We start from the raw sequence: 12,992 nt of genomic DNA on the forward strand, positions 1-12,992 counted from the left end.
AGTAGTAAAAAAAATGGAATTCATTTCCTTAAATCCATAGCCCTGATGGAAGTGGCATCCCTCGCTTTTTTGCGAGGATACAGCGGACAGCAGGAAAAAGCTCCTAAAAAATAATTATATGAAAAACACGTTTAGAATTCTGTTACTATCTCTTTTTTTTGTGGGTTGTCAACAAAAGATTCAGCCTAGTGATATTGTAAAAATCAATGGATATTGGGAAATTGAAAAAGTGGTTTTTGACAAAGGGGAAGACAAGGACTATAAGATGAATGAAAGCTACGACTATTTTGAAATAGCGAATAATAAGGGGATTCGAAAGAAAGTAATGCCACAGTTGAACGGAACATTTTTAGTTAATGATACGGATGAAAAGGTAAATGTGCGTTTTGATAAAGACAAAGTATATTTGGATTATGTGACTGATTATGCAAAATGGAGTGAGGAACTAATCGCATTGTCAGATAAAGAATTAGTGTTGAAAAATACAGAGAATAAGGAATATCATTATAAAAAAACGGGACCGATAAACTTGACAGGAGATGGCGAAAAGACTAAATAATCAGAGTACAGTAGGGGATGTTTTGAAACAAATAATCCAAGTGAATAAACTGCAACCAGGAATGGACCAAATTGATGTTAAAGACGCTTGGAGTAACTTGATGGGAAATGGGGTCAATAGCTATACCCGAAATGTAGTTTTGAAAGGAAGCACTTTGTATGTTGAGTTAACGTCATCCGTATTGCGTGAAGAGTTGAGTCATGGAAAGGCTAAGATTGTGAAAATGATCAATGAAGAGCTTCGGAGAGAAGTGGTAACGAGTGTTGTTTTAAGATAATGATTTGCGATTGTTGATTAATGATTTTAGATTTCAGATTTTTGATATAAAAAAATCCCGTTTCAATTTTGAAACGGGATTTTCAATTTATAGGATTTTCTAAATTTTAATTCAAAAATCGTTAATCCTTAACTCATAAATTAAAATTGCTCTCTTCCTGCAAAATGAAAAGCACCTTCAATTCCAGCATTTTCATCGCTATCAGAACCGTGAACTGCATTTTCACCTATTGAAGTAGCGTATGCTTTACGGATAGTTCCTTCAGCAGCTTCAGCTGGATTAGTGGCACCAATTAAAGTTCTGAAATCTTCAACAGCGTTATCTTTTTCTAAAATAGCAGCAACGATTGGTCCTCTTGACATAAATTCAACTAATTCACCATAAAATGGTCTAGCAGCATGAACAGCATAAAATGCTTGAGCATCAGCAACTGTAAGTTGAGTTAATTTTAAAGAAACGATTTTGAAACCTGCATTAGTAATCATCGCAAGTATGTTTCCGATGTGTCCGTTAGAAACAGCATCAGGCTTAATCATTGTAAATGTTCTATTAGTAGCCATTTTTTATTTTTTAAATTTTGTGCAAAAATAGTTTATTTTGTTTAATAATGTTGCAATTTTCGCATTATAGTGCGCTAATTATATCTATAATGTAACAATTTCAAATGTTTGATCTAACGGATGCAACTGTGAAATTAATTTTGGGATTAAATTGGGTCCATTCTCGAGGTAAAATTCAGAGAAATTAGCCTGTCTTTCTTGTAAACTTTTGTTAGGGAATAATTCGTTTTGCAAGTCGGTTGTGCGTTCGATTTCTTCACTGTATTTTCTTTTTTGTGCTTTAAATAACCGTTTTTCTAGATTTTCTAAACCTTTTATTTGTTTTACCTCCTGTGCTTTTACGGCTCCAGTAAACGATTTATCAGTTTGTTTTGCTAGTTCAAATAAGTCGCTAAATTGCTTGTGCAGCAGTTCTTTTTGAGGAGTTAAATCAATAGGGAATTTAGAATTTTTTAAGGTAATGGTATTTATTAGTTCTGATTGTTTTGAAAATAAATCGCTCCATTCTAAATTTAATTTATCTATTTTTTTGATTTGTTTTTCTGTAGCTAATAGAACTGAATTTCGTACCAAAAGCATTGGAAAAGTAATGTTTACCGCATTAAAGAATGATTTTAATTCTAACCAGTATGCAATTTCTCCGCCTCCACCAATGTAGCAAAGATTAGGTAGAATTACTTCCTGAAATAAAGGCCTCATGATTACGTTTGGGCTAAACATTTCGGGGTTTGAATTTAATAATTTTAAGATTTCATCTTCAGTAAATTCAATTTTGGTGTTGTTTACTTTATACTTATTATTTTCTATAATTATACGTTCACGTAAATTATCTTCAATATAAAATAAATTAATCTCTCTTGGATTTACTTGAACTGTATAATCTTTTAGTTTTTCGACTGTTTCAAGTACTAATTTATGAGATTTTTGATGAAGTAATTCTTCTTTTATATATGGAATAAAAGTCCTTTTGAGGTCCTTATCATCTGCATCTAGAATTACTAAACCATAAGTACCAAAAAGAGCATTTGCTAAATGCCGCGTTGCATTGGCTAGATTGTCATGTTGCAAGTACGCTTCTTTAAATAGTTTTTTTATCGCAGTTGCATTAGTACTTGTTCCTAATTCCTGTTCATAGATTTCAAAAAAGGCATCAAGACCTTCAGTAGATAATCGGCCTACAGGTCCCGTACTTTCGGTATTCCATCTGAATTTTTTGCCTTTGAAATTAAAATAATTGATTTCTTCAAAATCATGATCTTCGGTTGCCATCCAGTAAATTGGGACAAAATTATAGGCTGGATATTTTATTTTTAATTCCTCAGTAAGATTGATAGTAGAAATAATTTTGTATAAAAAATACAAAGGACCACTGAATAAATTGAGTTGGTGTCCAGTGGTTACTGTAAATGTATTATTTACTTTTAATGCTTCAATATTTTGTTTTGTCAAATTTGATATAGCTATAGAAGCATATTGCTTTTCAATAACAGAAGCCAATGTAGCTCTTGAGTCATTATTAAAATTAGCTTGTTTCTCAATGATTTGCGATTCAAAGTTTTCCAACTTTGGGAATCGATTGTATAAGGGTTGTAAATTTGATTTTTCGTCTAAATAATCATTCATTAAGGGAGAAAAATATCCAGAACTTTGATAGCTGATACAGTCGGTAGGCATAAGAGAATTTATTTGATGTAAAAATACCGAAAATTTTTGAAACAAAATATATTTGTTACTTTCGAAAAATAGTATCAATTTTATCGAAATATTTTAACATACAAATGAAAGATAATTTAAGTTCTAAGAAAGAAAACTCATTAAAACATGTTCTTTTTGGCAGTTTAATTGGTACAACAATTGAGTTTTTTGATTTCTATATTTATGCCAATGCCGCGGTTTTGGTTTTTCCACAATTATTTTTTCCGTCTTCAAATAGTACCAATTCAGTATTACTTTCGTTGGCTACTTTTTCAATAGCCTTTCTTTCTCGACCATTGGGTTCAGCAGTCTTTGGTCATTATGGTGATAAGATAGGAAGAAAAACAACTTTAGTAATTGCTTTATTGACAATGGGAATTTCTACAGTTAGTATTGGGTTTTTACCAAGTTATGCTACTATTGGTATTGCCGCTCCTTTATTATTAATGTTATGTCGTTTTGGTCAAGGTGTTGGTTTAGGTGGCGAATGGGGTGGAGCGGTGTTATTAGCCATCGAAAATGCTCCACCCAATAAACGGGCTTGGTATGGTATGTTTCCGCAATTAGGAGCACCAATAGGTTTATTACTTTCTGGGGGAACCTTTTTGATTTTGACAGATATACTTAGTCCCGAATCTTTCCTTGATTATGGATGGAGAATTCCGTTTATAGCCAGTTCTTTATTGGTTGTAGTTGGTTTTTACATCCGATTAAAAATTACTGAAACCCCCGCTTTCGAAAATGCTAAAATAGAACAAGAGGAAGTGAAAATTCCGTTTTTTACTTTATTAAAATTTTATAAAAACCAATTGATTTTTGGGACATTTGCGGCTATTACTACCTTCTTGGTATTTTATTTAATGACGGTATTTACTTTGAGTTGGGCAACCTCAGATTTGGGTTATTCCAAAAGAGATTTTTTATTGATGCAGTTGTTTTCAGTATTGTTTTTTGCCCTTTTTATACCTGTTTCGGCTTTAATTGCGGATCGAATTGGGCGTAGAAAAATGCTTATTTATGCCACCATTGCTATTGCAATTTTTGGTTTTGCATTTTCTTTTTTCATGAATTCAGGAAATCCCGTTCTCGTGACTTTATTTTTATGTTTGGGAATGACTTTGATGGGATTTACATACGGACCTTTAGGAACTTTCTTGTCGGAATTGTTTCCAACCACTGTACGTTATTCGGGTACTTCATTAGCATTTAATATGGCAGGAATTATTGGAGCTGCGTTTGCCCCTATGATAGCAATTTGGCTGGCAACGACCTATAGTTTGACTTATGTTGGTTTCTATTTAAGTGTAGCCGCTTGTATCTCTTTATTTTCGTTGTTAATGATTAGTAAAAAAGAGCATAAGTTTTAGTTGAATTAGCGTTTTAAGCTAAAATGCCCTCGGTATTCTATGCCATTTGCTCTAGTTACCACAAACCAATAATCGGTTGCGGGAAGTTCATGTCCGTTGAATGTTCCGTCCCAAGCGTTGCTGTGCGTTAATTCTTTGATGAGTTTACCATAACGGTCAAATATTTTTACGCTTAATCCTATCTCATCAGCTGAAAATTTGATATTCCAAGTATCGTTAAATCCATCTTCGTTTGGGGTGAAGAATTTAGGATACGTTATTGATGAATCAATGTCAGTTACTGGTTGACAATTTGCATCTGCTAAAATTCGGGTATTTATTACAATACGACTGCTTTCACAATTATTTATAGATTGTGACGCATAATAATTTATTCCGTCTTTTAGTAAAGTTGTTTCAAGTAATTCAGTGCCTCCAGTTTGTGAATCATACCATTTTATATTGTCACCGCTAATAATTACATTACTTAAAGTTGCATTTTGTTGTATACAAAATTCCTGTGGAGAATTTGCTGTTGGTACAGTTTCAATGTTTATCACAACAGTAGCTGACTTCTTATCATCGCATCCACCAGTTCCTGTTATACTACAAGTGTATTGACCACTTTGTGATGCATTTGCATTTAATATGGATGGATTTTGTTCTAATGAATTAAAACCATTTGGTCCAGTCCAAGCATAATTAGTCCCGCCAGATGCAGATAGCTGTATGGAATTGCCCTCACAAATTGGAGAATTACTGTTAGCAGAAAGGTTTTGAGAGCACAATTGGAGTTTAACCACCCAAAAATCCTGTAGCCCACTTTTATTTTCTGTTTTATCTCCAGATATATTAGACTGTGACCAGCCTAACGCAACATAACCTCCATCTTTGGCTTGTACTATAGATTGTGTTTGGTCAAGACTATCACCGCCTACAGTTTTATCCCATTCAAATTGACCAGCTGCATCGAGTTTTACAATCCAATAATCACGGTCTCCCCTTGAAGCTTCAGTTTTGTAGCCTGAAATTCCCGAGTAGGACATGATGCCTAGAATAAAACCATTATCCGAGGTCATTCGGATATCTGCAAATACTTCAGTATCATTTGCTCCAATATTTTTTTGCCATAAAATTTGCCCAAAATCATTTAATTTGAGAATCCAAACATCATTAGAATTATTCAATGTATTTTCTGTTTTATCTCCAGAAATGTTGGAGAAAGAATCACCTCCTAAAATGTAATTGCCATCTGAGGTCGCTATTATAGATTTTAAATAATCTCCATTATTTCCTCCAATAGTTTTTTGCCAGACAATAGTACCTAAACTATCGATTTTTAAAACCCAGTAATCTCCTCCTCCTCTTGATTTTTGGGTTTTATCACCAGAAATATTTGAGTTTGAAGAGCCAGCTAATAGATAACCTCCATCAGCTGTTTTTAGTAGAGATTGAACCCAATCAGAATTGTCTCCTCCAAATGTTTTTTGCCACATTATATTCCCGGATGCATCAATTTTAATAATCCACATATCTAGATTCCCCTTTGAATTTTCAGTTTTATCTCCTGAAATGTTAGAGTCTGAAGAACCTCCCATAAGATAACCACCATCCGCAGTTTGAATTATTGATGTCAATCGATCTACACCACTTCCACCATAGGTTTTGTCCCAAATAATATTCCGATTTTCATCTAATTTTACAACCCAATAGTCATCTTGTCCCCTTGAATTTTGAGTTTTTTCTCCTGATATTCCTGAAGAACTGTAGCCGCCAAGGATGTAACCGCCATCCTTTGTTTCTTTTGCTGAAGTTAAATGATCAAAACTGTTTCCGCCAATAGTTTTTTGCCATAATAAATTACCAGAAGTGTCATCAATTTTAATTAACCAATAATCACCTTCTCCTCTTGAATTTTCAGTTTTATCATCAGATATATTAGAGTAAGAATATCCACCCAAAATATAATTTCCATCATTAGACAGTTCTATAAAATCACTCCAATCATAATCATTACCTCCAATTGTATTTTCCCATTGTATGGTTTGGGAACTCATTCGGACAGAAAAAAAGATTGAAATGATTAGAGAGAGGGCAATGAGTTTTATATTTTTTATCATTAATTTTAAGGTTAGTGATTTGGAAAAGGATTGTTTTTGTTGACTAAAATGCTGTTTTCGGGATTATCTTTTTAAACTAAAATGACCGCGATATTCTGTGCCATTTGCTCTAGTTACCACAAACCAATAATCGGTTGCGGGAAGTTCTTGTCCATTGAATCTTCCGTCCCAATCGTTGTTTTGCGTTAATTCTTTGATGAGTTTACCATATCGGTCAAATATTTTTACGCTTAACCCAATCTCAACAGTTGAAAATTTGATTTTCCATGTGTCGTTAAATCCGTCGCCATTTGGAGTAAAAAACTTTGGATACATCAATAAATACACTTCATCAGTAATGGTTCCGCAACCATTTTTATCTCTTACATGAACCGTATATTGTCCACTGATGATGTTTGTAAACTGAGGCTCATCTTGAAAATGAATGCCGTCGATGGAATATTCAAAATCACCAGCACCAGTTGCATACACTGTTATTGTATTTTGATTGTCGGTCCAGTCTTGTGTGTCAATTGAAGTTATTGTGGCGATATTGGATTGTCGTACTTCAAAATTCTTTGTACTTGAACATGAAATAGTAGCGTAATTATTAGTGACAGTAACAGAGTAATTACCCGGATTATCCACATTTATGCTCGATGATGTTTCACCAGTTGACCATAAGTAAGTATCGTAATCCAAGCCTGCGTCAATTGTAATAGAATTGTTTTCACAAATAGGAACTACATCTGGGATTGTTATTTTAGGTTTCGACAAAAGAGTTAGTTTTAATTCGGAAATCGCATAACAAGGTGTATTAGAATTAATACGAACGTAGATTTTATTATCTCCCAAAGCTAAATTAAAATTAGAAAAATTAGTAATTTGACTACTTACCAATTGATTTTCGGCAGCTGAATAATTTGAATAATAAGAAAAAGTATATCCAGCAGTATTGGATATTAACTTTGAATTATAATCAGACAAATCCACTTTTTCAGAACCATCATTTAAATCATCACAAAACAATTCTGTATAATCATTTGCCGGTAAAGTACTGATAAGCGAAATTATAATGGCTAATTTATTTGTGCTCTCACAACCGTTTTCTGTTTGCGAAGCATAATAGGTTATACCGTCTTGCAAAGCGGTTGAATTGGATAAAAGAGTTCCATCAGTATCATACCATTGTATAGCAGTTCCAGAAGCTACTATAGTATCTAAAGTTGGATTTTGACTTTTACAAAATGTTTGATTTGCACTTCCTGTTGGAGTGGGAGTATTTTGAATATTAATTAAAACAGAAATTCTATCACTTTCGCAACCATTAATCGTTTGGGAAGCGTAATAGGTAATTCCGTTTTGTAACTTATCTGTACTAGAAAGAAGGGCTTCATTAGTCAAGGTATCATACCATTTTATGTTTTGGCCAGTTATTGCAATTTCGTTTACGGTTGTAGTTTCTTGGATACAGAAGGTTTGAGGAGAACTAGCCGTTGGCTTTGTGGGTTTAGAAATAGTGTAAAGCTTTAAGTTAGTTTCTACAAAACAATAAGGATTATTTTGAAAATAACTTTTAACTTTTATAGTTTCTTCATTTTTGATTGAATTAGTAAATGGGTTTGGTAACGGACTAGGTAATAAATTCTCATTTGAATCAATATATTCAATTATTAAATCTGTTTGATTTCCTATTATTGTTGAGTTAATATTTGATGTGTCAAAGGATTTTGAAATTCCAGAGCCAGAAATGGTTTCACAGCTATAAATAGGGGCTACTGTGTGAAAAACAGGTCGATTAGTTACTGATATGTCTTTTTCTATAGTTTGACTTTCAGTACCGCAGTTGATAGTAGCAGTCACATGATAAGTTCCTGTAGAAGTAAATTGATGCTGTGGATTATTGATGGTAGCAATGTTGTTTGATGTAGAATTTGGATCATCAAAATTCCAAAGTATAGAATCAAAGGTTCCTTTTACTTCGAAATTAGTAGTTGTGTTAAAACATGTATTTTCGGCAATTATTTCACCAGAAGCAGAGGAAGAGTTAAATTTAAGTTTATAAAGCAATCCATTTGATTCATTATTTCCACTGTTGCCATAAATGACTGAATTATTGATTATTAAAGGTTGACTTTGGAAATTTGAAGTGAGAAACAAATCGTTTTTATCAAATTGAATAGGTCCAGCAGCATCAAGAGACTGACCATTGGAAAAATGGCTTGTACCAGATGATTTTAAAATAAACTCAGGTATGAAATTGTTTAAATCTATTTTAAAAAGGACCAACTCTTCGCGATTGGATCCTGCTGTAATAGTAGCATTAGGAAAAGTCATCGTTTCTGAAAAACTAGACAAAATAAACAACTCATTGTTTTTTTCTGTCATAAATGATTTATTTAAACTACTGGGACGACTATTTGCTTCCCATGGGTATTCTAATAAAGAATTATTATTGAACTGTCTAAAGTGCTCAAGATTTCCATTTGATGTGTTAAATTCGGTTAATATGGATTGGAAAAAGCCATTACTAGATGAGTTTGTTGTGAATTCATTGCCTATAATAGTTACAGTTCTGTCAAAACAACCCCATAAATATAATTTTTCATTTATAGGATTATAATGAAGTATTGTTGGTCTGTAAGAACTTTTGTTAGTTATATTACCATTATTAGAAATTTCTTTTTGCCATACTAATTCTAAATTCGAATTTATTTTGTCAATGCTGGAATAAGTCACATTTGGATCTCGTCTGGCAAAATAAATATTCCCGTTCTTGTCGATTTCAGAAGTCATAAAAATATCTTGATTTGAACCATATTTTTTAGCGTCAATCAGATTTCCAGCCGTATCAAATTTTGCAATAAATGCTCGCCCATAATATGCTGGATCATTTAATAAAATTTCATTATTAATATTGATAGAATTATTAAATGCACCGGTAATATAAATATGACCATCATAGTAGAAAATATTTTTTGCTAAATTTCTTGTTGTACCAATTTTACGATTCCAGACAATATTTCCATTAGGAGACAATTTATAAAGTGTGATGCCAAAATAAAAATCGAAGCCATCAATTTGATACGGTTCTTTCCCAGAATTGTAGTTAGGACCTAGGGTTTCATTAACTAAAATATAAGAATTTCCTTGGTCATCGATAGTGAAATAATCAGCACCTGAATTATTAGGGAACTCTTTTTTCCAAATAAGATTACAGTTTAAATCGTATTTGTAAAGTCCTGGTTTATCAGTAGTATTGGCACCGGAAAGATCTGTTCCTACGGTCACATATACTGCGGTATTTGTTTTTTCTAGGTCATAGACAGCACCACCAATCCAGCCCCCAAAAATTTTTGTACAGTCAAAGCATTGACTTTGCATAGAAAAAGAAAATAATAAAAAAAATAAGAGTAATTTTTGTTTCATTTTTACAATTTGGCAATTGTAAATGTAATTAAATATCTACAAATTTTGCAACTATTTAATTTAGATAGGGTTTCATTTTTTGAATTGAATTACCAATACAATTAGTAGTAGCATCTTTTCGTGGAAAGAACAGAATTATCCCTTATTTTTGCACAAAACTTATTTCCTTTGAAAACTAAACTTTTCCTCATTACCCCGCCGTTTACCCAACTGAATACACCATATCCGGCAACGGCCTACATAAAAGGGTTTCTGAATACTAAAAATATTGATTCAGTTCAGGCAGATTTAGGTATTGAGGTTATTTTAAAATTGTTTTCGAAAGAAGGATTGCAAAGTTTGTTTGAAGTTGCAAGTTTAAAGTTTGCTACGCCAGTTCGACTTTCAGTCTCGGGTGAAGTTGGAGAAATTTCAGATAATTCGAAACGAATTTATGCTTTACAAGACGAATACATTAAAACAATCGATTCAGTAATTGCTTTTTTACAAGGGAAAAATCCAACCTTAGCTTTGCAAATATGTCAAGAGGATTATTTGCCAGAAGCTTCTCGTTTTGCACAATTGGAAGAGTTAGATTGGGCTTTTGGAACTATGGGTACCCAAGATAAAGCGAAACATTTGGCTACTTTGTATCTTGAAGACATATCTGATTTTATAGTGGAATGTGTGGATGCTAATTTTGGCTTCAGCCGTTATGCGGAACGTTTAGGAAGAAGTGCTAATTCTTTTGATGAATTGTACGAGGCTTTACAACAAGAGCCTACTTATATTGACACTGTTTTACTTTCTATTCTAAAAGAAAGAATTGAAACCATACAGCCCACATTGTTTTTAATTTCTGTTCCCTTTCCTGGGAATTTATATAGTGCCTTTAGATCTGCACAATGGGTAAAAATATACCATCCCGAAATTAAGGTTTCGATGGGAGGCGGTTTCCCCAATACCGAATTACGTTCGTTATCTGATGCTCGAGTTTTTGAATTTATTGATTTTATTACTTTGGATGATGGCGAAGCTCCTGTTGAGGAATTGATTTTAAATATTGAAGATCCAACTTATGATTCCTTTAAAAGAACTTTTCTTTTAGAAGATGGAAAGGTCGTTTATAAAAATAATTCAACCAAAAGTGATTACAAACAATCCCAAGTAGGAACGCCAGATTATTCCGATTTGCTTTTGGATAAATACATTTCGGTTATCGAAATCGTAAACCCAATGCACCGAATGTGGTCTGATGGTCGTTGGAATAAATTGACTATGGCACATGGTTGTTACTGGGGAAAATGTACGTTTTGTGATATATCATTAGATTACATTAAAATTTACGAACCAGTAGCTGCTAGTTTACTTTGTGATCGAATGGAGGAAATGATTGCGCAAACAGGTGAAAATGGATTCCATTATGTTGATGAAGCAGCACCACCTGCATTGATGCGTGCCTTGGCTCTTGAAATATTGAGAAGAAAATTATCTGTGACTTGGTGGACCAACATTCGTTTCGAAAAAAGCTTTACTAAAGATTTATGTTTGCTTTTAAAAGCTTCCGGTTGTATCGCTGTTTCTGGTGGACTTGAAGTAGCTTCGGATCGTTTGTTAAAATTAATAGATAAAGGCGTAACTGTTGAACAAGTGGCTAAAGTCACTCGAAACTTTACGGGAGCCGGCGTAATGGTTCATGCGTATTTGATGTACGGTTATCCTACACAAACAATTCAAGAAACGGTGGACAGTCTTGAAATGGTACGCCAATTGTTTGAAGTAGGCGTATTGCAATCAGGGTTTTGGCACCAATTTGCCATGACAGCACACAGTCCAGTGGGATTGTATCCTGAGAAATTTGGAGTTGTAAAAGAAACCGAAGTTATTGGGACTTTTGCTAATAACGATATTAATTATATCGACTCAACAGGAATCGACCATGACAAATTCAGTTTTGGACTCAAGAAATCGTTGTTCAACTTCATGCACGGCATCTGTTTTGATTATGAGTTGCAAGATTGGTTTGAATTTAAAATTCCGAAAACTAAAATCTCTCCCGATTTTATTTTTGATGCACTTCAAGAAAACGATGGTTTTAATATCAAACCTACAGCCAAAATTGTTTGGTTAGGAGGAACCCCTTTTGTAGACTATTTTACTAAAACTAAAAAAGGGAATTCTTGGGAAATGATGAGTTTGACTTTTCATGATAAAAAAGAAAGTTTTACAATTCAAACCAACAAGGAAGAGGGCGAATGGCTAACAGCAATACTTTTAAAAATAGCTGTTTCTAATGCTAAAATTTATTCTTTCCAAGAAATTAAATCTGATTTTGAAACTCATTTTGAAGACTTTGAAATATTTTGGTACTCAAAACCCATTAATTCATTAAGAGAATTTGGATTATTGGTGTTGTAGATTAATTTTTGATAGCTATACTAATTTAGCATAAAACTTTTCTTTTTCTTTTACGAAAACGTTTTCTTTTACTTATTTTTACCACCATAAAAATAATACTAATGAGTGATAGTTATAAAGTAAAAGTAAATGATTCTTTTTCATTTGATATTAATAAAGAAGAAGTTTCAAAACTCGATGTTGTAAATTTGGATTCTAATTCTGTCCATATTTTACATAAAAACAACCCTTATAAAGCAGAAATTGTAAGTTCTGACTTTCTTCAAAAAACGTATACTGTAAAGGTCAATAACAACTCTTATGTTGTGGCAATCTCTAATCCGTTGGATGTTTTGATTAAAGATATGGGATTTGAAGTTGGACTTACCAAACAAGTCAATTACATCAAAGCACCTATGCCTGGACTAATTCTAGAAATCAGTGTAGTGGTTGGACAAGCGGTACTTGAAAATGATAATTTAATCATTTTGGGTGCTATGAAAATGGAAAATAGTTTCCTGTCTCCTCGTGATGGTGTTATAAAAACAATTTCGGTTGTATTAGGAGATGCTGTGGATAAAGGGCAGTTGTTAATTGAATTCGAATAAAGTTGTAAGAAACAAGAAGAAAGAGGCAAGAAAATAGTTAGAG

At 33.0% G+C, this 12,992-nt stretch carries 9 protein-coding genes; 5 read left to right on the forward strand and 4 right to left on the reverse strand.

Annotation, left to right across the window (positions count from 1 at the left end):
- Positions 1-118: 118 nt before the first annotated feature.
- Both AB3G36_RS09000 and AB3G36_RS09005 read left to right on the forward strand, forming a co-directional pair.
- Positions 119-559, forward strand: a complete 441-nt coding sequence (locus AB3G36_RS09000) for a lipocalin family protein (RefSeq protein ID WP_367751925.1) — start codon at positions 119-121, stop codon at positions 557-559.
- Positions 540-836, forward strand: a complete 297-nt coding sequence (locus AB3G36_RS09005) for a DUF721 domain-containing protein (protein WP_367751927.1) — start codon at positions 540-542, stop codon at positions 834-836. The genes AB3G36_RS09000 and AB3G36_RS09005 overlap by 20 nt, the downstream gene beginning before the upstream one ends.
- 140 nt (positions 837-976) lie before the next feature.
- Here AB3G36_RS09005 and AB3G36_RS09010 read toward each other — a convergent pair whose 3' ends face one another.
- Together AB3G36_RS09010 and bshC are read right to left on the reverse strand one after the other, a co-directional pair.
- The gene (locus tag AB3G36_RS09010; protein ID WP_367751928.1) at positions 977-1,396 is read right to left on the reverse strand and encodes a nucleoside-diphosphate kinase; all 420 of its coding nucleotides are present in this window, start codon (positions 1,394-1,396) and stop codon (positions 977-979) included.
- Between the two features lie 84 nt (positions 1,397-1,480).
- Positions 1,481-3,070 carry a bacillithiol biosynthesis cysteine-adding enzyme BshC gene (gene bshC, locus AB3G36_RS09015; protein WP_367751930.1) on the reverse strand — a complete coding sequence of 530 codons (1,590 nt, stop codon included), beginning with the start codon at positions 3,068-3,070 and terminating at the stop codon, positions 1,481-1,483.
- Positions 3,071-3,174: 104 nt separating this feature from the next.
- On the opposite strand from bshC, the gene AB3G36_RS09020 reads away from it, so the two are divergent.
- Positions 3,175-4,458, forward strand: coding sequence for an MFS transporter (locus AB3G36_RS09020; protein WP_367751932.1), 1,284 nt, complete (start codon positions 3,175-3,177; stop codon positions 4,456-4,458).
- Positions 4,459-4,463: 5 nt separating this feature from the next.
- On the opposite strand, the gene AB3G36_RS09025 is transcribed toward AB3G36_RS09020, so the two are convergent.
- Both AB3G36_RS09025 and AB3G36_RS09030 read right to left on the reverse strand, forming a co-directional pair.
- A complete protein-coding gene (locus AB3G36_RS09025; RefSeq protein ID WP_367751934.1) occupies positions 4,464-6,557 on the reverse strand; it encodes a T9SS type B sorting domain-containing protein in 2,094 nt (697 codons plus the stop codon).
- Between the two features lie 63 nt (positions 6,558-6,620).
- Entirely contained in the window at positions 6,621-9,965 is a 3,345-nt protein-coding gene (locus tag AB3G36_RS09030; protein ID WP_367751935.1) for a T9SS type B sorting domain-containing protein, read from the reverse strand.
- A 168-nt stretch (positions 9,966-10,133) separates the two neighbouring features.
- Between AB3G36_RS09030 and AB3G36_RS09035 the strand changes: the two genes are divergently transcribed.
- Both AB3G36_RS09035 and AB3G36_RS09040 read left to right on the forward strand, forming a co-directional pair.
- Entirely contained in the window at positions 10,134-12,362 is a 2,229-nt protein-coding gene (locus AB3G36_RS09035) for a radical SAM protein (protein WP_367751937.1), read from the forward strand.
- Positions 12,363-12,463: 101 nt separating this feature from the next.
- Positions 12,464-12,949 (forward strand): acetyl-CoA carboxylase biotin carboxyl carrier protein subunit, encoded by a 486-nt coding sequence (locus AB3G36_RS09040; protein ID WP_367751939.1) that lies wholly within the window; start codon positions 12,464-12,466, stop codon positions 12,947-12,949.
- Positions 12,950-12,992 lie beyond the last annotated feature (43 nt).

This window comes from Flavobacterium sp. WC2430 (genome assembly GCF_040822075.1).
Taxonomy (GTDB): Bacteria; Bacteroidota; Bacteroidia; order Flavobacteriales; family Flavobacteriaceae; genus Flavobacterium.